General features: G+C 32.4%; 24 protein-coding genes. 10 read left to right on the top strand and 14 right to left on the bottom strand.

Annotation, left to right across the window (positions count from 1 at the left end; translation table 11 throughout):
- The first annotated feature begins 62 nt into the window (after positions 1–62).
- The gene (locus tag F1Z66_RS11655; RefSeq protein ID WP_149863798.1) at positions 63–512 is read left to right on the top strand and encodes a hypothetical protein; all 450 of its coding nucleotides are present in this window, start codon (positions 63–65) and stop codon (positions 510–512) included.
- Between the two features lie 105 nt (positions 513–617).
- Positions 618–1,592 (top strand): SHOCT domain-containing protein, encoded by a 975-nt coding sequence (locus F1Z66_RS16100; protein WP_201448550.1) that lies wholly within the window; start codon positions 618–620, stop codon positions 1,590–1,592.
- Positions 1,593–1,651: 59 nt separating this feature from the next.
- Here F1Z66_RS16100 and F1Z66_RS11645 read toward each other — a convergent pair whose 3' ends face one another.
- The gene (locus F1Z66_RS11645; protein WP_149863797.1) at positions 1,652–1,858 is read right to left on the bottom strand and encodes a hypothetical protein; all 207 of its coding nucleotides are present in this window, start codon (positions 1,856–1,858) and stop codon (positions 1,652–1,654) included.
- A gap of 198 nt (positions 1,859–2,056) precedes the next feature.
- Complete coding sequence (locus tag F1Z66_RS11640; RefSeq protein ID WP_149863796.1) at positions 2,057–2,695, bottom strand: hypothetical protein; 639 nt, start codon at positions 2,693–2,695, stop codon at positions 2,057–2,059.
- 283 nt (positions 2,696–2,978) lie between these two features.
- Here F1Z66_RS11640 and F1Z66_RS11635 point away from each other — a divergent pair, with 283 nt between their 5' ends.
- On the top strand, positions 2,979–3,191 hold the full coding sequence (locus F1Z66_RS11635) for a hypothetical protein (protein ID WP_149863795.1): 213 nt from the start codon (positions 2,979–2,981) through the stop codon (positions 3,189–3,191).
- Between the two features lie 547 nt (positions 3,192–3,738).
- Here the strand turns inward: F1Z66_RS11635 and F1Z66_RS11630 are convergent.
- Positions 3,739–6,930 (bottom strand): hypothetical protein, encoded by a 3,192-nt coding sequence (locus F1Z66_RS11630; RefSeq protein WP_195907536.1) that lies wholly within the window; start codon positions 6,928–6,930, stop codon positions 3,739–3,741.
- 301 nt (positions 6,931–7,231) lie between these two features.
- Between F1Z66_RS11630 and F1Z66_RS11625 the strand changes: the two genes are divergently transcribed.
- On the top strand, positions 7,232–8,275 hold the full coding sequence (locus F1Z66_RS11625) for a hypothetical protein (RefSeq protein WP_149863793.1): 1,044 nt from the start codon (positions 7,232–7,234) through the stop codon (positions 8,273–8,275).
- Between the two features lie 3 nt (positions 8,276–8,278).
- A complete protein-coding gene (locus tag F1Z66_RS11620; protein ID WP_149863792.1) occupies positions 8,279–9,205 on the top strand; it encodes a hypothetical protein in 927 nt (308 codons plus the stop codon).
- A gap of 401 nt (positions 9,206–9,606) precedes the next feature.
- On the opposite strand, the gene F1Z66_RS11615 is transcribed toward F1Z66_RS11620, so the two are convergent.
- Positions 9,607–11,010 carry a hypothetical protein gene (locus F1Z66_RS11615; protein WP_149863791.1) on the bottom strand — a complete coding sequence of 468 codons (1,404 nt, stop codon included), beginning with the start codon at positions 11,008–11,010 and terminating at the stop codon, positions 9,607–9,609.
- A 124-nt stretch (positions 11,011–11,134) separates the two neighbouring features.
- A complete protein-coding gene (locus F1Z66_RS11610) occupies positions 11,135–11,887 on the bottom strand; it encodes a hypothetical protein (protein WP_149863790.1) in 753 nt (250 codons plus the stop codon).
- Positions 11,888–13,462: 1,575 nt separating this feature from the next.
- Here F1Z66_RS11610 and F1Z66_RS11605 point away from each other — a divergent pair.
- A complete protein-coding gene (locus F1Z66_RS11605; RefSeq protein WP_149863789.1) occupies positions 13,463–13,765 on the top strand; it encodes a hypothetical protein in 303 nt (100 codons plus the stop codon).
- Between the two features lie 102 nt (positions 13,766–13,867).
- Positions 13,868–14,128, top strand: a complete 261-nt coding sequence (locus F1Z66_RS11600) for a hypothetical protein (protein WP_149863788.1) — start codon at positions 13,868–13,870, stop codon at positions 14,126–14,128.
- A 1,036-nt stretch (positions 14,129–15,164) separates the two neighbouring features.
- On the opposite strand, the gene F1Z66_RS11595 is transcribed toward F1Z66_RS11600, so the two are convergent.
- Complete coding sequence (locus F1Z66_RS11595) at positions 15,165–15,398, bottom strand: Lrp/AsnC ligand binding domain-containing protein (RefSeq protein ID WP_149863787.1); 234 nt, start codon at positions 15,396–15,398, stop codon at positions 15,165–15,167.
- Positions 15,399–15,728: 330 nt separating this feature from the next.
- Entirely contained in the window at positions 15,729–16,295 is a 567-nt protein-coding gene (locus tag F1Z66_RS11590) for a DUF308 domain-containing protein (protein ID WP_149863786.1), read from the bottom strand.
- Positions 16,296–16,829: 534 nt separating this feature from the next.
- On the opposite strand from F1Z66_RS11590, the gene F1Z66_RS11585 reads away from it, so the two are divergent.
- Together F1Z66_RS11585 and F1Z66_RS11580 are read left to right on the top strand one after the other, a co-directional pair.
- Positions 16,830–17,351 (top strand): DUF7482 domain-containing protein, encoded by a 522-nt coding sequence (locus F1Z66_RS11585; RefSeq protein WP_149863785.1) that lies wholly within the window; start codon positions 16,830–16,832, stop codon positions 17,349–17,351.
- 208 nt (positions 17,352–17,559) lie between these two features.
- Positions 17,560–19,737: a penicillin-binding protein activator gene (locus F1Z66_RS11580; RefSeq protein WP_149863784.1), complete on the top strand. Its 2,178-nt coding sequence runs from the start codon at positions 17,560–17,562 to the stop codon at positions 19,735–19,737.
- Between the two features lie 354 nt (positions 19,738–20,091).
- On the opposite strand, the gene F1Z66_RS16465 is transcribed toward F1Z66_RS11580, so the two are convergent.
- The 4 genes from F1Z66_RS16465 to F1Z66_RS11560 all read right to left on the bottom strand — a co-directional run bounded on the left by F1Z66_RS16465 (position 20,092) and on the right by F1Z66_RS11560 (position 22,628).
- The gene (locus tag F1Z66_RS16465; protein ID WP_149863783.1) at positions 20,092–20,235 is read right to left on the bottom strand and encodes a hypothetical protein; all 144 of its coding nucleotides are present in this window, start codon (positions 20,233–20,235) and stop codon (positions 20,092–20,094) included.
- A gap of 469 nt (positions 20,236–20,704) precedes the next feature.
- Positions 20,705–21,034, bottom strand: coding sequence for a hypothetical protein (locus F1Z66_RS11570; RefSeq protein WP_149863782.1), 330 nt, complete (start codon positions 21,032–21,034; stop codon positions 20,705–20,707).
- Positions 21,035–21,111: 77 nt separating this feature from the next.
- Positions 21,112–21,513, bottom strand: a complete 402-nt coding sequence (gene mce / locus F1Z66_RS11565) for a methylmalonyl-CoA epimerase (RefSeq protein ID WP_149863781.1) — start codon at positions 21,511–21,513, stop codon at positions 21,112–21,114.
- A gap of 704 nt (positions 21,514–22,217) precedes the next feature.
- Positions 22,218–22,628: a pyridoxamine 5'-phosphate oxidase family protein gene (locus F1Z66_RS11560; RefSeq protein WP_159357411.1), complete on the bottom strand. Its 411-nt coding sequence runs from the start codon at positions 22,626–22,628 to the stop codon at positions 22,218–22,220.
- Between the two features lie 94 nt (positions 22,629–22,722).
- Between F1Z66_RS11560 and F1Z66_RS11555 the strand changes: the two genes are divergently transcribed.
- Positions 22,723–22,935 (top strand): hypothetical protein, encoded by a 213-nt coding sequence (locus F1Z66_RS11555; RefSeq protein ID WP_149863779.1) that lies wholly within the window; start codon positions 22,723–22,725, stop codon positions 22,933–22,935.
- A 311-nt stretch (positions 22,936–23,246) separates the two neighbouring features.
- On the opposite strand, the gene F1Z66_RS11550 is transcribed toward F1Z66_RS11555, so the two are convergent.
- The 3 genes from F1Z66_RS11550 to F1Z66_RS11540 form a co-directional block, all read right to left on the bottom strand.
- The gene (locus F1Z66_RS11550) at positions 23,247–25,289 is read right to left on the bottom strand and encodes a V-type ATP synthase subunit I (RefSeq protein WP_201448551.1); all 2,043 of its coding nucleotides are present in this window, start codon (positions 25,287–25,289) and stop codon (positions 23,247–23,249) included.
- A gap of 13 nt (positions 25,290–25,302) precedes the next feature.
- Complete coding sequence (locus F1Z66_RS11545; RefSeq protein WP_149863778.1) at positions 25,303–25,638, bottom strand: hypothetical protein; 336 nt, start codon at positions 25,636–25,638, stop codon at positions 25,303–25,305.
- 153 nt (positions 25,639–25,791) lie between these two features.
- Positions 25,792–26,457, bottom strand: a complete 666-nt coding sequence (locus F1Z66_RS11540) for a V-type ATP synthase subunit D (RefSeq protein WP_149863777.1) — start codon at positions 26,455–26,457, stop codon at positions 25,792–25,794.
- Positions 26,458–26,460: the final 3 nt, after the last annotated feature.

Raw genomic sequence — 26,460 nt, 5'->3', positions numbered from 1 at the left:
ATAATGACGATAAGGTATAGAGTAGAAGGTTTTATATAATTACCTGAGTTGTTTTGTAACTTGTGCTTTATAGCCGGGCTGTATTTCAAACTTCTGAACCGATAGAATCTGCTTTCAGCCATATTAAGGAGACTTGTGATAAATTGAATGGGCCAGTAAAGATAGCAGACGAACAAATGCATAGAATATTAGGAAAATCTCGGATGCTAAGCAGATCTGCATTTAGCATTAACTATTACATATTCTTTTCAAAGAGTGACGTAAATACTACCACTGTCGAAATATACGATACACTGCAAATTGCCTTTAGGCCAGATAAAAGATTTTTGGAACCACTTGTCCTGGCGATTGGCGAAAGAATCCCGTTCGTTACCGGGTATATTATAGATAAAGTAGAAAGTGAAATAGCCGCTGACGGCTGGATTGTTAGAAGACCAACTGAACTTACCATATGGTCTAAATTGAATGATGAACTGTTAAAGAAAAAAGACTATGATATAAAATTAATATAAAATAGCATCGATAACGAAGATACTAAGAAAGTCAGAAAATTATTTATATCATTAGAGGACGACAGTATTGAAATTCATCTAAAGAAGGATAAGAATTCAGAGCCCTTGTTCAGAATTCCTCTCAAAAATATCAATGAAATTAAGACCATACCAATTACAAGAAAGCACCTCCTTTCGACTACAACGTTTATAGCGTTATCAATTTCCTTCGCCAAAAGTATCAACAACATGACTTCTCAAGAGTTTCATCATAAAAATAACGATACGGGATTAATAGATGAAGCCCAATCAATGCACATCTTAGTTTGGGGCGTAACGCCTTTCTATTTATTAGAACATTTAAGAATATTAAAAATAGTTGATAGTGATGTTAACTCCAGGCTAAAATTCAATGCCTTATTAAAGGGAACGATAATTTGCACCAATTGTTATAGAAATGAAACTACGTTCAAATTTTCGGGTCAACATTTGTGTATGTCTTGCTTTAATCATATCTATGGTGATATAGTCTTACAGGCAAAGGATGGTGAATATTATGGAGGACACAAGTTTCATTTAGCCGGTGGAAAACTAGGTGATCATGAAAGAGGCGCATTTTACCTTACAAGCAGATACGCGGTATTTCTAAAGAGTGACAAAAATCCTTCGAATTTATGGGAAATATTCATTCCTTTGGGCTCTGTAATTATAGAACAGTGGAATGTTCATGAGGAAACTCGAAATACAAATTTTTCGGCCATAGGCGTTGGTAATGAAGATTTCACTTTTGTGGGAGGGTTACTAAGTGCTACCGGCAAGATTCATAGGCTGGTAATTCCGTATAAGGACGAGAATGGAATAATTCATAGGCCTGTATTTGGAGTATCATCATTAAACGGGAAAGCGATCAGAGAATGGGCTGCACAATTATATCAAGTAATAATAAAAAATAGGCAATCTTTCAGCGATACCAAATCGCCTAACAATCATCGGAGCGTTCAGACAAATGATCCTATTGCCATACTTAAAATGAGATTTGCTAAAGGTGAAATAAACAGGGAAGAATATGACGAAATGAAGAAAATATTAGAGGATAAATGATCCCATTGTTAAAGTGCGATGCAATTCGAATTGCCGAGAATCTAATTTAAACTGACAAACTAACTTAATACTATTTCTTCATGATATTTTGAAATCATTAGAAAACTACCCTCCTTTAAATCCACTAAGTGAACTAACACTCTTGAATTGATAATATCCATTTCCTTAACAAATTCGGAAGGAATGTGTAAGATAAATGAATGGGTATCTGTATTTTCGTAAGTTCTCTCAAGTGATATATTAGATATTCTATCGACTTTACCCATGATAGTAAATAGCACAAGCAAACTATTAATATTTTTAATAAATTAGATTGAACCTAGTTAATTCAGCATTTGATATGATGTTCCAAATCATAGTATTTCTATGTATTTTCAAAAATATTATTTTTCTTCGATTCTTCATCATAAATTTACATCTTATGCAATCTTATGTAACCCATCAATTTAACTATCACCTGTTTACTAAATTGAATGAATAAACTGTTCTGGCAATTCAGAACCAAGATAAACTTTCTTCAAAGTTTTAGCATCTTCTTCCTTCCAATAGGCGTAGTAGTAAGGACCATGAGGACATTGATGACATCCTTTCTTTCCGCATTTTATTTCTTCTTTTCTTATAGTGGCTTTTATAGGAATTAATCTTAATTCCGACTCCTTCTCTTTCTCCTTGTTTATTTTATTTTTCAATTCATGAAATTTGTTCAAAATATTATCGATTTCATTCTTACCAAAGTTTTTCATTCTTTCTCTATAATTTTTCGGTATATCTGGAAATTCATTGCATATCAATTTATCAACTTGGAACTGTTTTGCCATATCATCCTCTGATAAGAATAGCAAATGTGACTTGATAAGTAGATCTCTGTAAACCCATTCTCCGTGGTTAAATTTCGTTTCATAGATTTTAGAATTCTTATACAATATTTTCTTGTAGTTGTAGAAAGTTTTTACTGATAATCTCTTCTTTGTCAGCCTCTCAATAACTTCTAAAGACCTCGTTTCACCAACATCGTAATATACACAACTTTTTATTATCCTTAAAATGAATTCCTTTTGAGAATGTATCCTTATGTTCAAAAGAATTTTTGACGATATAGTCATTTTGAGAAGCGACGACTGATTAACTTAATGATTATCTAATTAAGTAGAGCCCTACTACAAGTATCAAGAATTAGAATAGGATTTGTTGTTTAAATCGTTCCATCTCATATGTATATACGAAACTATGTTCCAAAAAATATTAAGAATTATGGCCTAAGATCCTCTGTTTGCAAATTTAGATATTCGACCTCCAATGCAAAAAGCAAATGTTCTAAATCATTTATAATATTTCTGCAACTGTATTAGTGTAACATTCATTTTTCTAATAAGGGGATGATAAAAGGTGAATCGCGGACGACAATTTATCATAACATTATTAATAATGTCTATTAACGGAGTTGCAATAGCAGTTGGCTATGTTCTCTCGGTGTACTCTCCTATTGCATATACTTCCTATAAAGATCTTTCAATTATAATTGTGGCTATTCCGGCAGCCTATTTTGTAAATTCATTTCCGAGAAGGACGGAATACATTAAGACATTAAAAGATCTTTGACATCGCATAATAGCGGCAGTTCAAAACTCAATCCAATATACCCATACAGCGAACCCGACTCCCGAATTTTTTGCCAAAACTACTGTAGACCTTCGTATGGTAATAGATGAAGTTCGTGTATCCTTCGAGAATGTTGGAGAAACCACTGTCTGAAGGGAGTTTAACCATTCGAACCATTCAAAGAAATACTAAATGAAATTGAAAAACTAGGATACAATGATATTCCCGAAGACGCTAAAGAGACTGCACGAAATAACATCGTTTGTAATTGGAAGGAATTACGTTATTCATTCTTAAAAGAATTCGACCGCGATACACCAACCAAACCAAGCAGTAAATGGCTAAATCAAAACAAACATTAATCCAATATAACTTAAAATTTTAGAAACTAATTTTAAGTTACCATATGAGCAACAAGAATCGGAAAGTCGATTATATTGTAATGAGAAAAAGTGGAGAAGACTCAGACATTCTTAATTCAAGTCAATCAGGACGATTTAATAAATATGTCCATGATTTCCTAAGGTGCACGTGTCATAAAGTGTTTTCATTTAATCAATTTTGTATTTATTTTTAGTTGGTTAAATTTTGTTTCAAAAGACGTTTTAAGTATATATTCGATAATCTTATTAAACTGTTCTTTATTGTCAATACTTTCTTTAATTCTATTTAGACTTTCATATACCATTTCATAGTTAAGATAGGATCCGACCTCCGTCGATTTTTTAAGGATTAAATTTATCAAAGAAAGAACCTTTTCTTCGTTAACATCGGGGAATTTGGATAATTCTAACACTACATTACTAAGATTGAAATAATCGGATTTTACATCGAATTCAGGTCGGGTTAAATATTGATATATCAGTTCGAGAGAATAATTTTTTTCAAATGGACTATTCAAAAATACATCTATTAATTTGGGATTGGTCTTAAATTTATTCTTGGACAAAACCTTTTTGAATCTGTTAATGAATGATTCACTAAGAGATTTTTGTTTATTGTTCTTCACAAATTTTACCAGTTCAATCAAGAAATTAGTTCGAGTCTCAATGCTGGAAGAATCAATGAAAGCATCAAGTAAAGAATCGTTCTCGTCTTTATCGTTAAGAAATGGATATAGAATAGCATTAATCGTCAATAAATTAATAGGGTCTGACTTTTCTGATCTTAAACATTTTAGGTTTTTAAAGAAGCATAGCAATTTTTGAAAGTTATTTTCTATTATAATTTTAACGGAATTTTCATTCAAGAAAAATACCCAGGCTACATAAAATAGAAGTTTACTACCATGATCTAAAGTAGGAAGTATGACATCCATGTTTTTTGATACGAACGATTCATCAAGAGAACTAATAGTAGTAAAATAACCCGCGTATGCAGCCAATATAAATACCGAATTAATTCCATGCTGTTTTATTTCTCGTAGATCAGATAACTCATCCAAAATTCCAACAGCACTTGTATTTTTATTCCTCCAAAAGTTATATTTAATTAGAGCCGCCTGTGCATGAAACTGATGTGAATCCAAAACACTTTCAAACAACTTTTTGCCAATTGGCTGATTAATATCAATCTCTATATGAGACGATATTTTCAATAGATATTTAATTATAGAGTAAATTGCATAATTGTTCATTTCAAAACTGATGTTATCGTTCATATATTTATGGACAAAATGTAAAATTTGATGCAACAATTCATTGTTTCTATTCTTATCAATTGTAACTATGTGATCTACCAGTGGTAATATCTCTTCTGTAGGGATCTTGCCATTATTGTTAGTTTCTAAAATAGACTTAAGTATAGTAGAGTAAAATAACCCATTAATAGTATCAATATCATTAACATTCTTTACAAATTCGAGTGCATGTTTTTCTAGATTATACTCTATTAAATAATATTGATTTATTTCATATTTCTCTTGTTTAAGAATCTGCTTAAGATCTGAATATGAAATATCCTCAATAATAGTTTGATCATGCCAGATGGACACTTTTCCCATGTATCCCTCAGGCCTGTATGCAGAATATCTTGAGATTAAATTATCATAGGTTGCTTTTACTCCAGTAGGTAGAAAGTTCTCTATAGGTTCATAGAACCTAAGAAAAGTATGAACATCTGAAAGATCATTCTCTAAATCTAGATCAAGTGTTTTGACTTTATTTGACACCTGTTCGATATATTTAGTTCTATATTCAATGTCAAAGGTTGGTAAAGTTTTTCGAACTATTATTGAATATTCATGATAAATGTCTTCATTTCCCAGATATTCAATAATGCAGTTCTTAATTTCATCCTGAAAATATGATGGAGTGAAAGAGTAAATCGAAAGCAAAAATCTTTTATACATTATCGACGAATGTCTCGGATTTGAAACTCTATTGCGTATAAATTGTAATAATTCAATTGGGTTATCTCGTTGAAGTAATTCAAAAATTGAACTCTTAAGCAAGTCATAGAGTAAAATGTCTACCTCAATATTTTCTTTCAACTCGTTATCCACCCTGATTCGGTTTAGGTTGAACAATGGGATAGGTTTGATAGGATCTAATTCAATAAAGAAATCGGATCCTTTACTTTGATATTTAAGAATTATTTCATACGTATTTACCAATTTTTTAAAAGTATCAAATAATGCATAAATGAAATCTAATGATTTCAAAAATTGATTAAGGTCACGATAAATTAACTGAATCCATCTCACAAATTCATTGTAGTTTATGTTCCTCAGTGGATAATTGATAAAATTATTAATAGTTTTTTTGAGTTCAGGATTTGTCTTGCCGTCATTTGTTTGTTGTTCAATTTCTTTCTTATTATCTAAATCCTTGATTTCAAGGATATGCCTATTCCACTTATCGTTGTATATCGAATTTTTTAGTAGTTTTTCAGTAATTTCTGTATAAACTCTAAGGTCGAAGTAATACTGGTGAATAGGCAAATCGAGCCATCCCCTTTCTAATAACAGAGTTATAATCTTATTAGTATATGACACAGGGGCATTTGCTGCAACTTGCAAAAAATCAAGTGTCACATTATGGTTTCTCTTGTTAACATCTATGCTCATAGTGCACTGTTGAATAATTAAATAGAGAATTTCGAAATCTATATTAGAAAATTTTGAACTGTTGACCAAAAACTTTGATTCATACCAAATTGGACAGGTATGGCTTTCGGTTTGTGACGGAGGATTCTTAAAAAAATCATTTTCTTTTAAAAGTTTTATCCACTTAGGCGAAATACTGTAGAAAAAATTCCTACGCAAAGTATCAAATTTTAATTTCCTAATTAGTTCTTCGATGTCAATTAGTTCTGGGTTGTCTTTCCTAATCATTTTATCTGTATATTCCATACATTCAGAATAATCCAACAGCAAATCCATTAGTTGTTCTTCAAAAATCTCTAATTTTTCTAAGTATTCTTTTTCATCTGGAATTATACCATGATGTGTTACTTTAAGAAAATATTGATATGTAGAATCATGAAATGATGAATATATAGATACATATTTTTTTGGAATATTACCTAAAGGATCAACATATTTTTGAATTTTAATTTTAAATGCATTGTTCTCCCTATCGCTGTTGCTCGTTTGTTTTTCGTATTTTCCATCCCTAAACAACTTTTCGATTAATTCCCTTATTGAATTGGCGGATTGAGAAAATCTATCCGGATTTGACTTGTCATTAAAAACATGTATCGCGCCTTTGTAATAGTTTATCAATGTAGGGTTTTCCATCTGGAGTTTTCGTATTAAGTCTTCATTAAAATTTTTCAAATGCTAGTTGGCTAACTATAACGTGTGTTGTATTTGTCTCTTATGAGATTATATCAACCTAATTTTGTTTAAATAATTATACCAATTTAATGACCATAATAGAATTGTTGGAGTCTATCGTAGGTCAAAGTCGTGTGTATTATTTGAACGATTACTCTCGTTTTTTTCATGACGATTATAAAATATACATATTAAAATTTAAAATTACACTAAAACCATAAAATTTCCAACGTTTATATGACTTTTTCAATTAATAGTGATTGTGAAGGCTGATACCGTTCGCTGGACTCTTCCAAAGGAGGATATACCGATCACGGTAGAAATTGAAAAAAGAAGATATGATAAAATAGTAATTACACTTTCTGAAGGGTTGGAATTTAAAGGCTTTTTGAACGTGTCTTCGTATAATTACATCTCGAAGAATGTTGCTGAAATTACCGAAATTTTTGACTCTGAATTCATTGATTACACATATTTTGGTATGATACTAAAAACTAAACGCATTCCTTTTTCCATTTATGAATTAAACAATGTGACAATTGTTGCTTATCTTAACGGCATTGAGATTGACAGGAAGGATGTTGAAACAAGAACATTCAGACCACTCCTTGAAATAGATCAATGTCCAGACGAAATCGAGATCCAGGATCCCATGAAACCGTTATCGTTATGCCTAAAATTGTTCGGTTTGGGAGAAATTACATTAAAAATAGAAGCCACATTAGGCGACAAATCAATTTCAGAGAACCATTCTACTGTCCGTGAAGTGATACGTAAATTATTGTTGGATACATTATCAGAAAATCCTAATGAGGAGGATCAAGAACAAGAACTGGACAAGATAGAAATTGAGTTACTTCTCAATAAATTAGAAAATTCTACTTCCTTCGAAGAATATATTGGATATGCCGATTTTTCAGAGGAGCATATCAACGAGATAAAGGAATTCTTTAAGGATCAAAAGAAAATTAATAAATATTTCATGCTCTTGAAAAATTCCTCCAACACCATCGGCGCCTTTATAATTGCGGAAATGAAAATTGTCAATCCGAGCGAAAACATTCGCTTAAGTATGCCTGTTAGGTTTCGTGGAAAGATGATATCTGAATCCGAAAAATTGCATTTGAAATTATCTTACGTTGATAGCATAGGAAATGAATATGGTCCATTGAAAAGAGAAATAAGAGTAACGGATAAGAGAAGAACTAAAAATCTAGAGTTTATCACCGATTTAGCCTTCAATAACATAGAGGACTACTCACTTTTAGATGTAGAAGATTTGACCTTGGAGCAACCGGTAAAATAGAGAATGGTAATTAGTATCGACGTCGCCAGGGTTGCTGACTGGATAAAGAAAGGGTTTGAATATTTCAAACCCTACAAGGGAGAATACAAAAATTTTTCCATCAACTACGAAAAAGGAACAGCAGAGATGCAATTTCTTGTGCACGTCCCGTCATCAATAAAAAACCAATTTCACTCAGTGGTAATTCCATACAACAAAGACTTTGTAATTAAGAGAATGCATAGTCAGAGTTTTTCTATTATCACTGGAGCATGGTATCTAGATAAAGACAGATGGAAATTAAATACAAAAAATTTACCGGGCGATGAAAAATACTATATCACTTTGGAAGGGAAAATAGATCCATCATTTTTGGATGATTTAGTATGGATCCAAAGATCTGCCAATCGTGATTCTTCTGAAAAATATGACAAATATTGGCTTAGGGCCGTTATAAAAAACGTCCATTCCTTTCAGTCACTTTGGAGCAGCCTAGAAATTGAAGATGTTAACATAGGGGTAGACATATCTATAATGAAAGCCATTGCAACCTCATTGCCATCTGAGTTGTCAGATGTAAGTATGAAAACTGTTGAATTTGTAAAAGCAGGACAGGGAAATGATCGTAATAGGTTATACGCAGCCTGGAGAGACCTATACAAAGTTAGTAAGAATTCTAAAATTGATTATTCTCATATTATTCGAGTGCTCAACAAGATTTCTGACGCACGTGATTTTGATCGATATTTGTCTACTAAGCCTCCTTTTTACTTAGGACCGATAAGAAGGATTGATCAATATGCTGGATATATTCCTCAAAAAATGTCTGTAGAAGTGATTACAAGGTTAAGTCTGACAGAGCCAAAAGCAGACGGAGTATTATTATTCAAGAAGGCGGATTATAGCAAATACGTTGAAAACGAATTGGGATTGAAAAAACTAAAGAAATAAAATTCATCCCTTGATATATCCATAAATAATCTATTGAACAAAACTCTAGACAACAAACCTTTGAGATACATGTAATAGCACTCGATAACAAATCATATTATTTGAGATAGAAAGAATAAAATTCGTTAACACCAATTAGTGACAAAAAGGTCTAGGCAATGATTCTGATATAGTCGTTCCTTCTGAAGAAAATCGTCGCAGTATTCACACCTTTGTTAGGTTATGAATTCTCTTAGCCTTCATAATCCGATTTTTATCCACTCGTATATTGTATAAGGCTCATTCGGGTAAATAAAATAAGTTACTCCCTTTTTTAATAGTAAGTCTGGTGGTTCTTATGCCATTTTTTTAACTCTTATGTAGTAATTTTATTAGCATTTCTCGATCAAATTTTAGATATTTCATTTCAATAGAGTGAGTTGTTTTTTAATATGATTAATATAGTCTTCTTTTTTGAAAATTAACTCGCCATTTGCAACAGGTTGAGTCAGACTAAGATCGGTAAGGATATCAACTTCAATTTTTTGAGGAATATATCCAGCATATTTATCTACACGTCTTACACCTGCAACGTGAAATGGAGGTTTAATAGATAAGTATCTTGCAAACTCGCTCGCATCCGATATGCTATTAATGACTTTTAAGATGTTTGCATAATCCATTCTGAAATTCCTATGGGCTTTATGTAAATCTCTCCAAGCATGAAATAATTTATCTCGATCAGTTGTATAACCGGCGTTTAGAAATTCGATTGTTTTTTTACTAATATCAGTTAGTTCTGGCGGCAATTCGCTAGAAATCAACTTTACTATCGAAATATCTACGCCGATGTTAATGTCTTCAATTTGAAGAACTTTACAATACTTCTCCAATAAATCTATATTCTGAATTATAGCATTCAACCAATAAGTATTATATTTTTCAGAATTATCATTCGCCCCATAAAGTTTGATCTTTACCAGATCAGTTATTAACTTAGAACTAATATTACCTTTAACACTTATGATATAATTTTCATTACTATTCAATTTATTCAGATTTATACTATATTTACTATTATCTAGTAACATAATGCCAGGGATTAGTTTAAATTCCTGATCTCTCAATTTTGTAACAATAAAGTTTTCAGGAAGAGCAATTTCAACAGAATTCCGGGTTTTTTTCAAGGACTCACTCACATGTATTGAAAAGTCTAGTTCAATGCTCTTGTCATTATAATTAATAGTAATATTCTTAATAGCCACATTGAGCACGTCAAACCTAGAGCGAAAGTCTACCATTGATTGGATAAAATGATTAATATTAACTTCCTGCATGTATGGCCTAATTTGATATATTTCATCCTTAAAGATCGGTTTGTTTCCTAATCTTATCACTTCTAAATCCATCTCGGAAGCGAGATTTTTTTGACTTTCCCACAGTGGGAGGAATTTTTTTAACATATTTATACAAACCATAACTTCTTCTATGAAATTGCCTCCTACCAAAAACTTATTTTCTATTTTTATAATATTTTCTTTCTCTAATTCTTTTACAAGGGATTCGAAATTAACTTCTTTTCCTAAATAATTATAATTTGACACACTGACGCCGTTCTTTGAATAATAAATGAGTTCAATCAATTGAACCGCATTATCCAATGACAATAATTCAAAAATTCGTTTAATGGACTGCAACGTATCTGTTCCGTCTATATTATATACAAATTTGATTTCATCCAAGATTTTCCGATCGGAATTGCCAAAAGAATCATCTTTTAAAGTTAATTCATAATCACTCAGAATCGAAGTAATTTTATTCGTCAATGTTACTAAACTTTTACCAGATCCAAAATTCGGCAATTAATTAATAAATATTCTCACTAAGTCATTTACTTATAAGTATTTTGAATCCTGACCAAGAATAGAATAGGCAAAACATGTTTGTGTTTCACCTATTTTGAATAAGTGTTGATAAAATATTGATTTCGGCTACATCAATTTTAATAAGTCTTAAATTAATTACCTGTGAATACAAATAGCGTAAATCATTTTCACTCCCCCTGGACAGAGCAATAAATAATTCAAAACTCTCATAAGTAGCAAAGAGATCTCTCTCTTCATTGTTTAGGCCCGCATAGAGTTGAGGAATTAACTTAACAGTTTCGGTTTTTGGATTATACACACTATCACCGAGATTTCCTATTTTGTCAAAATTTTTTTGAAAAGCGTCTTCCCCAAATGCCAATAATATAATTATTTTCCATTCAGGTTTCCTTGAGATTATCAATAGTTTTTTTGATAAGTCATTTAAGTAATTTACATCATATTTATCAATATTGTTAAATAAAATTGCTAGTCGTTCTTTATTTGCTAGAGACTCCTCTATTATCGATTCTACATCTCGCGGCAATTCTCTTGTTGATTCTTTTTTTCGATTTCCAGAAACACCTATATCAATTCCCCATTTCTTAGCAGCAATGCTCCTGTTAGTGGTATCAGAGTCGACTGTTCGAGAAGCCATTAATCCTCCTATCCGCTTGACAATCAGTTCGGTTATTGAAAATTCATCGGAAACTTCCATTGGAAAGTATTCTATGCCATTAGCATCATAAATTTTAACGAAGTCATCATGATAAAAATAGTAATTTTCACATTCAAAAACTATCCGTCCGTTCTTGGGTGGAATGATCTGAACCATCATACATTCAAAAAACATCTTACTATTTTTTAGATACGCACTATTAATATGATAACCGCGATTCTTTGAAGAATAATCAAGTTTAATCATTTAAATCAGTCTGATTTAAGTGCTTTATATTCATTTTCGGGCCACAATAAATTCAATGAAAAATTGTTACAATTGTTAGGTTGTTAAGTGCTTTAGGTATAATCGGCGCCACCGTGACAATCCTATTAAGATGCGAATAAATTGCAAAAATATCAAACTAATAGAGAAAAATTGGTATTGCTGGCAACAGTGACATTTATACTAACATTGATAATATTTGTCATACTTCTATGACTGTTATTGTAAATTCCTAGAAAAGATCCTAAAGTTGTGGATACTTTCGGAATTCTGACAAATTTATTTTTCAAAGAATAAGAAATTGATTTCCAGTTTTTAATATGGGATTAAGACCTGCACCGGCATTGGAAATTGAAGCAGTAGTCTGCTTTATAAAGGAAAGTATAAGGCCGTGAGTGCAAGAAACCGAGTTAGAATCCAACTCGTGACTACCGGTTAATATTTTTTTTATCCCTATAGTATTACCTGAGTTCGGCTTCTTCGAGAAAAATATATAGCATAAATATTACAACCCCCAAGATAACCTAATGGATTCGAATCCCACTCCCCGCGCTCATGTTTTTTACGACATTTTTAAGAGTAATGTACGAACAAAATATAAGGAACAATAATTCTTTGCTTATATTTGTTCACTAGGGTAAACAAATGCATGAAGCGAAATGTCATTAAATTAACAGGAAATAAATCTTTGACTAACATTTAGGATCTGACAAAAGGTCATATTAGAGTTGTATAAGTCTTCAGTATCTCATAGACATACAATAAACATATTGATTAAGGACTAATTCTCTATCTCTATACTTTCCCAGTATATGTTGAAATTAATGACAAATGAATAGTAAAAAAAAAAGAACACATAGGAACTACTACTTTTTTTATCTCTATACAAAGAATAGTAACTAGGATACAATCTTTCTCAATAAAATACGCAGGCTTGCTACTTTTGTACATACTCTAATTCCTAAAATTGTCCTGACTTACTAATATCACTAATCCTTTGGGGAAAGTCTCTTTGATGTAAGATCCAATATATCAAGGCTATGTAAGGGAGGATTAGGTAATTATTTTTCCTCAATTGGTAGAGAAGAAACTGTATATTAATCTACAAAAGTGTCGGTCAGAACTAGTATAGTCTGTTAACTAGTTATTTAATCCATCAGTCCGCAAGGCAGCAACGTGATTCCAGCTATTAACCAATCCAACAAGCTAATTTACGGTCATCTTTGTTTAAACCATTTATAAAGCTGAGTTAGTATAGATATATTAAGGGAAATTACTTAAATAAATGTGTCGCAAGTGACACAACTTTTTTGTTTTCTTTTTCATAACAAATAAAACAAATATTCACATTCATATCCACGTTTTCACTATATGCTAGCTGCAGATTACAGTATGTTTATATATTTGTAATCATGGTATTTAAGTGTTTTTATACCTGATTCGGCTCTTCATTTAAGGAATTCTTATAGCTTGAAGATGTTGTCCCTATTTCCATATGGTTATCAAAAGAAACAAAGAACATCTTCATTAGATATCGACCGTGCATTGTATTTGTACTTTCTTGGTTTGTCGACTAGATGTGTTGCCAAAGCATTGTTATTCTTACATAATGTTAAGAGAAGCCATGTTGCAATCTGGAAGTGGATTCAAAAAGGTCATTTCAGAAGCACATCCTCAAAGAAGAGAAGGAAAATTGATGAATTCATAGTTGATGAAACATTACTTATCAAGGTTGGTCCAGAATTAATATGGCTTTGGATTGCAATCAATTGAGCCAGAAAGTCATCAAATTCTAGCACTTTTTTGCCAAAGGAATAACTCAAGAAAGAAACATGTTTGTTGCCGAGAGGTTTCTGTCAGGAGTCGTAAGAGATTATGGAAAGCATGTATCCAGTATCTACTGATGGTGAAAGAACATGGTACCCGATGGCTTGTCAGTTTCTCAGACTCGATCACCATGTTCATTCTCCTATAGAGAAAAGCAGGATTGAAAGAACGATACAATATATCAAGGATAGAACTGAAAGTTTCGATGATTACTTTCCTTGTAGAAAAAAGAGTTGTAAACTAAAGCATGTAAGAAACTGGTTGAATCCATTTGTGGATCATCATAACGCACAGATGATTAACGCTTAAGTTAACAGAGCCCCTGATTACCATCGTTAAAGTATAGCCAATCAAATTAAGATTGACTTCCTTATGAATAGGACCAATCAAAGTATTTCTAGTAATTTAACGACAGTTTATTTTAATTCAAAAGGCATTTGAAAACTTGATATCCTGAAAAAGTTGATCAACTGTGAGATTGATAGAGGTAATTCTACACAAGAATGGTAGGTAGATATCTGAATATCCTGTGATATGGACAACAATCATAATTTGATCAATAGTTTAGCATTTTATTTTAAAAACTAAATATTTTAAATGGACATTCTCTGAGGTTTACTTTATTTTTTAAATTCTGGTCAGTTAAATTGATTCGTCCATTACATTATATACATCTAAACAGCCTACAGAATTACAATTTTGTTTAGTCCCTTTTACCCCTAGTTAATTCTTAACTACAGACACATTCCTTCGAAATGACTTTTTTGCCATCGGAAGAACCATCTGGTGGTATCCACCTACCATTGTATTTTCTGCTATCGCTTAAGAAAATCCTTTGACTGTGTCCTCATATTCACGTTCCTTATTTCGTTGTTTATAATTGAGTTGGGAGGATTTTTCCTTTTATTATTCCAGTTTTGATTCCTCTTCTTCTATTTACTGAATTTTTAAGTTGAATGAGATATCATATTGCTAGAAGATATTTTTTATCAACTTGTATCTAGACAGTAAAGTTACATAACGTGATAGACCAGATTAATCAGCAGTTTCCTGCTATAAACCTTCATTCCCATGGATACATAAGGAGCAAGGATGCCCTTTTTCTTATATTCATTAATATCACTTTTACTTTTGCATTATTTTTTCTATAATATTTATTCCATTTTTGGGACATCGATTTAACACCTTTGTAGACAATAATCTCGTATCGTCAATCAATGTCCTAACTAATAGTAATTATATTGAATGTTATCATGATTTTTTTAGAAAGAAATAGTAATCCACTTAATAATTGGGTCGATACTTACATTAATTTGAAATCCATTATACTTCCTAATCTCGGGTTTCAGGTTTCATTTTTCACAATGGTTAATACGGATCGGATTTTTGGTATTTTATTTATATTGAGAGTAATCAATTCTCTAAGTTTGTCCGTGTTATCAGAAGTTATAGTTGCTATTATATCATACACGCCAAATACTCTATTCACTTCAATAACATCACGAAATTTTTTCATTTGAGTAACTACTTCATTCTCAAAATCCAAATCACAGCATATTAGAAGATAGGCGGTAGGCATAATTTGTAACATCCCTATGAATTATAAAGACTTTTTCCAGATAGGCTTGCATTAAGATGTTACTATGAATTATAATACGGCTCTTTAGAGGAGTTCAAGTTAAATGTCAAAGTACAACCAACGGGTGAAAAAGCGTCGTTGACCAGTTTAGTAACTAAATTTAAGATTATTGAAAGTAAAGCAAAGTAGTTTCCTACTTGCAATGTAAGTAACTAATTAGACTGATCACAACTCTGAGAGTCGGCTGCAACTTTGCAAGATTGCCAAAAAAATCGAAAATTAAGTTAAAAAATCCATCCAAAATAAATTAATCAAGAAAATGGTTAAATTTCAAATTAACCGTCTTCTTTGATTTTCCCCTGTTACTCCTGCTGAAATGATTTGAATACTAGTTATTAGGAGTGCTATTCCTATTAAAATGCCTGCAAGTGCCAGTCCAATACCTGGATATGCAATTACCGCTGCTGCAAGAATTATTGACAGTATACCAACTCCAATACCAAAATACTTGGACCATCTACTACTAGTATGATCTTTTATACTATGAATGATTCTTGATACACCATCAATTAATAAGGCCACTCCTAACAATAATACAACAAATATACTGGCACCCAAAGGATAAGCCAAAGCTATCATGGCTACAATAACGACCAAAATACCTAATCCAATGCTAATAAATCTGGTTCGACCGGCAAAGATAATCCCACTGATAATCTTTTCTATTCCAGCAAACAGTAATAGGAATGCCAAAAATATGATAATTGAAACAGAGCCTAGTATAGGATTGACAAGCACTATTATTGATAATATCAGGATGACAATTCCAAGACCAATTTGAGCCATTCTAAGCCAAGTTGGTGATTTTCCTGGAGGTGAAGAATTTTCTGAAACCATGATTCATACTCTCCTCGCCGCTTTCAAAATATATCCTACTTTAATTTGACAATCGTATAAATTAAACATTTGAGTAATATCTTCCTTAAATGGAAAGCATTTCAAGTTTACCACATTACATAAATGTTATTGTAATATTTAATTATTTATATAATTCTGACAAAAGACAATAACTCAAAAATAAAAATCAATAACCAATTCAAATAATCAAGCTGTGTTGGCAAGGTGAAAAACTTAACCTAAATCATATTCAGAATACTGACGCTTTTCATAAGCTAAGTTTCTTGAGGTATGTTTTCTAATTTTCAGGCCAAAGCATACAATTTAGAACATTGAAAAATTTTGAAATAGATGTATTTTTTGTTTCCTTCAGTTGTGATTTCAAAGTCTTCAAATGGAAAACTGAACTCTATCATTTGAATTGTAGATGATCAAGTAATTCTTTTATATTTGAAAAATCACTAGTTGATGATGATAAAACTTGATACTAAGATTGTTTCAGTCAGTTTGATTGTAATGTCAGTGATTATTACTATGAGCTTCTCTCATGCTAGCTTTGCTCAGAATAATAATAATATTACTCAAAACCAGATAACAAATAATACTGATCCACAGATTGACAAAAATAATTTTCCGTTCTCACTTACTATCCCGGTAGAAAAAGGATATGTTAATGGAAATGTATCTTATTTCATTAGTACTGACGCCTCAGAACAAATGATAGTTTCATCCGTCACCAATACTACAAAATTCAATGTTAATTATGCACCAACTCTAGCAGATACTCCAGAAGTTTCACGTCAACAAGGCTATGTCTTTACAAACGGAGTTGAGGGTAACGGAACATTTGATCACCAGCTCCCTATTGCAACTGCTTCAGCAGATGATGAAGGCTATAGTCCATTATTTGAAATAAATTACGTAACCTGGAATAATGGATCTCAGCCAAAGGTACTCAAATCAGCTCAGGAAGTTTTGGATGCGCAAGCTAAAGGAGAGCTTACGGTACTTAAGTCAAATGTTGTGATAAATAGTCCTGCTGTAGATCTTAACTAAATTATTTTTTTATAAGTATTTTTCTAGCTGGTTTGTGAAAAAATATTCCTATTTTGCATTTAGCCAAAAATGACCCCTTCTGGTGGTTCATTAATGATCGGTTAGTTTTACCTTTGGCAAAATCATCCAATAATAATTTTTTTTATCAATCAATTAATCAAAATAAGATTTAATAAACCAAGTAATTAAAATACTTAAAAGGGTATAGTTGCAACCAATCTACTTCTTTGTAATATTACTTGTTGCTATCGCAGTTGCAAATCTTTTGCTTATTCTAGCCGATTCTGATAGCAAATTAATATACTCTAGTTGGATGCTTATAATTAATTCCCTGATAGCGGCAGGATTATCAATGGTAGTCCTAATAAAGGAAAGAACATCGATTAGAAGAGACAGGACAGGCATTTATTTTACAATAGGATTATTATTCTACTTTTTAGCAAATATCGTTTGGGGATATTATGAGATAGTGTTAGACATAGTTTCTCCCGTTCCATCCATCGCTGACCTATTCCTCATGTCTGCTTATGGATTTTTAATATACAGACTCATAGTCACATACAAAAGAATAGAGAAAAAGGGAAACAACAAAATTATTTACATTACCTCAATAATTACCGGAATATTTTTAGCTTATATTTTAAATTTGATGATTAGTTTAACTGAAGTCTCTAATTCTCGTGGAATCATGCTTTTGGTTGTCACTGTCACATATCCGATTTTGAACTCGATACTGACTGTACTTGCTTTATCAATATTACTGAATATCAAAGGTCAACATCATATTTCAGTTCCATGGATTTGCGAGTTAATAGGATTGTTAGCCATAGTCGTAGGAGACAGCTGGTTTGCCATTATAGTTTTGACGGCGTTTGTTGACGAAATTTGGATTTCAGCAGTCTTGATCTCTTCGCACTATATGATGTTAGCAGGAGGACTTGTGTGGTATTTACGATATTCTGTAAAGTGGAACACTCGTTGGCCGACGAGGAAAAATCAGGGTAAATTATATTTGAAAAGTTCAAAAAATATAATTATTTCAACTATCTTTGTCATCGTCTTCTCGATTGTTATGGGAATTCTATACTTTTCAGAAATTGATATTACATCCGAGGATGCCGGAGGCCTGGGTGAAAATGGATTGAGCAATTCAGGATTCATGCAAGTTCACGGAGACCAAGAAATAATATCGATAGGGGCCATTGTACCACTGACCGGATCGCTTTCCTCTATAGGTAAACCTATTGTAACATCCTTACAGATGGCTGAACAAGACATCAACGATTACTATAGTTCAATCAATTCAACAGTAAGAATCAAACTTATTGTATCAGATTCAAAGACTAGTCCTGAATCTACACTATTTGCCATCAAACAACTATCGGCCGCAGGTGTAAAAGTTGTTGTTGGTCCGGCAACAAGCACTGCAGTAGATGCTGTTAAAGACTATGCAGCTAAAAACAATATCACACTTTTAAGTTACGCCAGTACTTCCCCTGCTCTTTCAATTGAAAATGACAATCTATTCCGACTAGTACCTGATGATAAAATGCAAGGAAAAATAATTGCTGAGAAAATGAGGGACGACGGAATCAAAGTAATGATCCCCTTTTGGAGGGCTGATATTTATGGCAATCAGCTAATGAATGCAACAAAGCTAAATTTTGAAAATCTAGGTGGCAAAGTGGATTATGGTGTAAAATACAAACCACATACAGGAAAATTTGCAACCAGTCTGCACAGAATTAATTTTATAATGTGGAATCAAGAATTAAAGAAACTAAATTCCATCGTCGCAGAAGAAATCAGTAAATATGGCCCTAAATCTGTTGCAGTTTATGTGGTAGCATTTGATGAGATTACTCCTATACTGATACAAGCACAGTTATTCGACCCCCTAACGAAAGTTAGGTGGTACGGAAGTGACAGTGTGGCTGAAAACCATCATATAATTAAGAATATTGACTCAGGGCAGTTTGCCTTAGAAACTAATTTTACCAATCCCTTGTATTCAACTGCATCTGAGAACACAAAATACATAGATTTTGCACACAAACTGGGTAATTCCTATCACGATACCTCAATCACTTATCCAGCGTTGGCATATGATGCTTTATGGATTGCGGCAAGAACACTGGAGCAATATACCAGTGATATTGCATTAAACCAGAGTAACGTTGAGAACACCCAGTCACTCAATGAGATTTTGGTGGATGTGGCTAAATCATTAGATGGTGTCTCAGGGAAGATTAATTTAAATAAAGCAGGGGACCGAATTAGTGAGAATTATGATTTTTGGAGAGTAGATAAAAGTAATCATGATAACAGTTACTATTGGACTAAAATTGGAGAAGATCAACATCAAGATCGTATAATTTCACATTAGATTATTTGTTGGACATTCTTCTGCCATCAAATCAAAACCTCAATTATCAAGAATGGATATCTAAAGATGTGTAAGGATGCAATCTAACCTACACTTTTCTTATATACTTGAACATCTCATTAATTGTGTCATGATGTCAAATATATTAAAATGTAAATGCGGATTAAAGGACATCATCAGATTAAAGCATAATGAGTCTATTGAACAGCATATTCAAAGAAAAAGATGTCCAAAATGTGGAACAATAGGTCTTTGGAAACAACTCTCTCAAGATGAATACATGTGGGAGAAGGCTAGTCACTGAGGGCTTGAAATATTAAAAACTAAAACAGATCAATTTTTGTAACCAATAGCCTAGCCTTTTTCCTGCAACTTCTTTTTATAAAAATGCATTTTCTTTACATGTGCCTTGAGTTTGTCCATATCGGAGAATTTTTCTCCACAATTAGAACAATCGTAGGTAGAGGAGTCAGGATGGTTCAGCAATGTATGATGCATTAAATATTCTATCTTTCTAAATTTTTTCTTACAATACTCGCACTTGTGTTTCTTTAAGAAGTTAAACAAGATATTTTTATGCTTTTAATTCGAGCTATTTAAATAGATACAAGAGCATTAATCAGGTCTTACATGGTAATCGCAGCTAAATAAATTCAATAGATTAAATAATAAAATTTATCGCTTTATTCTATTCATCTGTTCAGGGTTAGGGATAAAAATTGCTTTAATCCTTGTTTTTGCCAACTATTAATTCTAATATATGCTCAATAGCCTGGCTAGTGTTAAGCATACCGTTTCTTTTAGCATAACTCTCCAACAATTTAACTTGGTCTGGTGTAAAGCAAACTGGCATTGTTCTTCTGGGGTTATTCATATTTCTGATAATCTCAAAGCAGTATATTAAATTTTTCCAACAAATTAGTTTGGTAAATTTAAATGGTAGTTCATAAATAATGGAAACATACCATTATTTTTTTCTAAATATATTAATTACCAAGGATTCTCCTACTTGAGGTCTCCCATAATTTTCATAATTTCTTTTAGGCATTGTTATTGTAATATTGGTTTGCGGGTATGATTGAATAATAGTTTGCGGTTGTGTCCTTAACATGGCCTCCATGATTGGCTGCAACTGCTCTTTCATTTCTTTATCTGGAATAGCACGATTGATTGCTTCGAGCATCATCTGCTGTTGAGTAACAGGCTCCAATTCTATATCTTCAACCAAGGTAAGTGTAACCGAGACACCATTATCGTTTAAATTTTTTATTTTGTAAGAGTTTTCGTGATGTTCCATTTCTATATTTACAAATACTACCCGTTTCTATATATTCATAGATGAAGCTTGTTAATAAAGGACTGGTATTTGTAAATTTAATTTGATGGAGGAGCCTGACAAAATTCAACCAAAACACCATTTAGAGACTTTGGATGAATAAAAGTTATCTTGCGCCCATAGGAACCTGTTCTAATATTGCCTAAAAACCTTATACCATTTTCCATTGCTTTGTTGACATCACTTTCAATTTCATCAGCTGTAATTGCAACATGATGAATTCCCTCTCCTCTTTCTTTAAGAAATTTGCTTATTGGGCTAGTATCATCCATTGGCTCAAGGAGCTCCAATCTAGAATCTTCCAGATTGATCATTACAACTCTAACTTTTTCATTAGGTACCTCCTCAACCTCTATCTTGTCAATATTTAGAACTTTTTTATAATTTTCTAATGCTTTATTAGCATCGTTTACAGCTATTGCTATGTGATCAACTCTCATTCTAAAAAATGATAGGACAATGTGATATATATTAAAATTGATTAGACTCAAATTGTTTTTGATGTAGAATGAAGAAGATACTATTGTTCCTTTAATTAGGTTTTTACTTCAACCATTTTCTCCGAATATAATAAACTTCAAGATCTAAACGGCCAATGAATTCTAGGTTGCTCCCAATTCTGTCACATTCCAATCTAATTATTATCATCATAAATAATAAAATCTATAATAGAAATAGGCGAAATGTATTGGAAATTATTTAGACATCTGTGAATAATAGAAATTTTGGGTGTAAAGACAAACTAGACAAAAATACAAGCTGTCTGCCAAAAAGATTTAATTTTTAATAAATAAAAGGCATGGAATGTGTTAGCACTTGTTCTTTTCTTTCTGGTAATTTCAAAACTATACTAATTCTTCAATATCTTAGCCAAAAATGAGTCCTTATGCTTTTACCAGAATCTTTCTTTTAAGCCCATTGTCACTTCGATAGTTGGCATACTAAAGCAAACATTGGTTTGTTAGAAAACCTTGGCAGCATAATCAATAAAATTAAGAAATATCGAAATTAAACACTGACCCTTAAGAACAAAAAGCCTAGAATTCAATTCTGCTCCTTAAAACAATCACTAGTCGCGGGTTTGCAAGGTCGCATGAGTTTTTATTATCCCTAATCTAGGTAACATGAATATTGCTCTTTTTTTTCAATTCACCTGAAGGGGGATCAAAGTATAGTTAACTTTTAGGGGCCTTATTTTCAGTATGACTCTGTCTACACGTGCTTGGTGCAAAGGGTATTTACTGATATGGAGGTATTTTTGAGAAAGTTTGTCAAAATGCAATAACGCATTTTTAGTTATTCTATCAATGACAAGCCCCGATATTGTTACAGTTTCGTAGGAATTGAGTCTATTTACTATGGACAATGCTACTTTCTTATTTGATCTAGTGTTTCTTTCCTTTTGTCTTCCCAAAGCAGTATTTATCAAAATATTGTGATCTGAGTCAAAGTCAACCCAAACAGCAGACACTTGAGGGTTACCCCGGGGTGATATGGTAGCAAGCGATGCAATATTTTCTCCTTCAAGAAGCCTTATTACATTGGTGTCGAACAAATTAATTACATGAAATCCTAAACAACTATTGTTTATAAAGAACTTTATAATATTTCATAAGGCTTAAAAGTTTAGAATGCACTATAATTATTAGTTGGGTATTCTCATAACTCTCATTTTAGTTGCAATAATAGGACTAGTAATCCTTGGGATTGGTTGGACCAACTTTTTCTCAGCCCTTATGAAGGGTGCAGACAAGGTAAAAGAAATTCCTGTTGTAAGAAACATAACGGATACTGCGCAGACAGAATTTAGCAAATTAGTTAATAATGTTTCAACTAATGTCGCAAACAATATTGGTAAATAGAAAATAATCTTTACATAGTTGCAATACCAAAAAATCAGAAATCTTTTTATTTTTTATTGTATATACAAGTTATTTTTAAAAAATATTTAATGGCTATGTCCACATCCACAACCTGAGTGACCTCCCATATTGCTGCTTTGCTCAGCACATGATGGACATTTTGATTGTTGGGTTTCAGACATAAACATTGTACCACAGACATTGCATTTTAGTTTTAATATTCCTTCCATAGTGTCAAATGAGACAAGAACCAATTAATAGTTATCTATGAACCAAATCAGAGAAAAAGGGAAAAGAAAAAGGGGAAAAATTTAACTAATATGAGGTTTGGGTTCAGGGGGAGTAGGCTTTGGATATTGATTTTCTGTATACCGTCTCTTGAAGCCAAATGGCTTAAACGGCCTTCCATTACCATGGTAAAACTTTGAGAAGAATTCGACATACAAGAGCCTGGCTCCCTGAATTCCCGGTTCAAATACGCCTAATATTATATTAAACAAATGCCCAATAACGAGGATGGCAGTACCTACTATCAGAAATATGATCCCATTATCAGATGTTCGAATGAAAATATGATCGATTACATCTGCCAATATAATTGAAGCCATCATGATACCAATCAACCTAGTGAATGACAAAATATGGCTAATAATGGAAGGTAACTCCATCATAGCTCTAGAGCCTTCACCGTAAAACATCAATCCAATTCCTCCAAATATCAGAGCAAAGTAAACAGCCCCAGTTATACTAGCAGTGGGATTGATATTTTCGTGTCCTATCAAGCCCAATCCAATAAATACAACGCCCCATCCAAAGAGCAACCATCCAATCTTTCCTATTGCGTGTCTTTTGTTCTTGTGGTTTATATCATTTATAATTCCTAAGATAAATCCAAATGAAACCATTCCCAATCCAATGTATCCACTAATCAACAAAAGTTTTCGAAGACCCCATGTAGATAATGGGTCGAAAATAGTTCCATCCGCAGGCAGATGAAGACCACCAATGCTATTTAGGAATCCAAAAATATATTCATTTAAGTGGAATCCAAAGTAAAGATTGAAACAGAATCCCAGCACCATTGCAATGATGCAACCGGGTGTAATTGCCTTTGCGATTTTAACCATCTGGGTAGGCAAAAGTATGGTTTTTCCAAAGTTTCTCAGAAATTTAGGCATAATTGTTAAGTTCTTCTTGCCACCCTCAACTCTTCGGATTACCCATCTGGACACTAGCAAGATTACTACGGCATAACCAAAATCTGCAAACATCATACCATAAAAAACCGGAAATACCAATGCAAAAACCAGAGTGGGATCAAATTCATTGCCCGAAGGCAAAGAATAAAATCTAATAAATGACTCAAAAACCCTTGTTTTTTTAGGATTACTTTGTAATGTAGGAGGAATTTCATCCGTATTCAAAACAAAAACCATGGTCCCTATGCTATGATGACTAATCGATGCCTTGGTTTCTTCTAATTTTGATTTAGGAATCCAACCTTCCAAGGTAAAAGTGTCTTTAGTCACGCCCAAATTATCAATTACCTCCAACCTTTTGTTCTCAATATCCAGTTGTTCTTCTAATCCCTTTAGCAATGAAAATTTATCTTTAGAAATCTCCAACAACTCATTTTCAATTTTTCCAAGATTGCTTTCATGTTCCTCTAAATTATGCTTTAATTCTTGAATCACCTTTTCTGGCTTTCCCTTCAAGTCAGGCACTGCTTCCATATGAACACTGTACAAATTAATAATAGATGCCAAAGCATTAGAGGGATAGTGTGGTAAAACGACTAAAACAAATCTAGTTACTTTCTCACCTTCATTTGCATATAGAATAATATCCTGGTTATTTGATTCTAATTTCTTTTTAAATTCAGGGTATTTTTCACTAGACACTCTGCCAAAAAATGAACGTGCAGACTTTAGGTGTAAAACACTTAAATCCTCAGGAAAGAACGAAAATTCAGTTAACAGTTTTATATTATTTTGAGTATTCCTAATAGTAGTAAGCAAATTCTCTTTCTGTCTTTCCAGGGAAGAAACTCGGCTATCGATATCTAACTTTCGTAGGACGGAGTCAAGTTCTTCAACAGAATCAAACTTGATTTTTTCTTTTATTGGGATCACCGGGATAGCGCTCAATAATCCTCGAATTCTGATCAGTTGATCTGAAATATGCCTATGGGATTCGCTTTCCTTCTCAGAACTTAAATACGTTGATATCTCCTTGGATATCGGTTCAATTTGAACAACACTCATCTCCTGTAATATTGAAACTATTTTTTGACGGTATTTTTTTAATCCCAGAACTGCTATTTTAGACATAGGTTCTGGACGAAGTAATGTCATGATGTTTAAATTCCTATTTTAGTCCCTTAAACAGGATCTCCAAAATCTCTTTAACCATGGATTGATCAAAGTTGAATGTAATGTTCTTAGATTTGGCTTCGGCATCTGATATTATTTTCTTGGCCTCAGACTCTGCTTTCAGACGAGATTTAGATATACTTGATTCTACTAGTTGTTTACCTTCATCTTCTGCCAAATTGATTGAAGATATTAAATCTTCATCCAATTCTTTAATTTCAGCATCGACTTCCACTTTTCGTTGCTCAATTTCCTTTTGAACCCTGTCCTCTATTTCTTTTATTTTTACAAGTGATTTTATATATTGTTCTTGTTCGGAATCATTTACCATCTTTAATTTACACCTATTAAATAATTGATTAGAAATATCAATAAAATTGCAGTTGCCATAATATTACCAAACTTGATAACTCTCATAATTCGGTGGAACTTCTTCTGATTCTCATTTTTGAAACCATTATTAAAACTACTATTATTCATATCGTTAAACATTTATCTCAGCTTCAACCTCCTTCAATTCCTCTGATTCCCGTTCACCCATCTTTCTCTTTACTGTTTTCAACATAATAAAAGTGTCACGTTCTATTTCATCTAAACGAAATGTAATAAATTTGACAGCACTCATAAGTCGTGGAATGAAAACATTTTCGATTGCATTAGATTTGCGTTTTGTTCTTTCAATTTCGTAAAGCAATTTTCTTAGTGCAGTTTCTTTCTCTGCAACTTCTAACACAATTTTGTGAATTTTGTTAAATGAGCTAATGGCTTCATTTATGGATGTTGGGAGCTCAAGTAAATACTCCTCATAAACTTTGTTTTGTCCACCTTCAAGTCTGGGTATGTGGACACCCATTATACTTTTAGATTTTACATTCAGTTTCCCCATCATAGGAAGTTTCATTGATTCATTTTCCAATCGCATAGAACCGGCCAAAATTTCAGCCATTCTTATTGATTCATATCCTTTGATTAGCTCTTTCTGCAAGTTTTCCCTTAAAGCCGCAGCGGTCTTGCTTGTATTGAAAAATTCCAAAATAAGGGCTTGTCGCTTTAGTTTTAAAAGCTTTAATCCCTTTTTAGCAATGACTATTCTTCTTTTGGTACGAATGTATTCTAGCCTAGTAGGCCTGATATCCGTAGCAGATGGCATTAG

Origin of the sequence: Candidatus Nitrosocosmicus agrestis (assembly GCF_008389435.1) — an archaeon.
In the GTDB taxonomy this organism is placed as follows: domain Archaea; phylum Thermoproteota; class Nitrososphaeria; order Nitrososphaerales; family Nitrososphaeraceae; genus Nitrosocosmicus; species Nitrosocosmicus agrestis.
The sequence above is the reverse complement of the archived record's forward strand: the minus strand, read 5'-3'. Positions and strand labels throughout refer to the sequence as shown.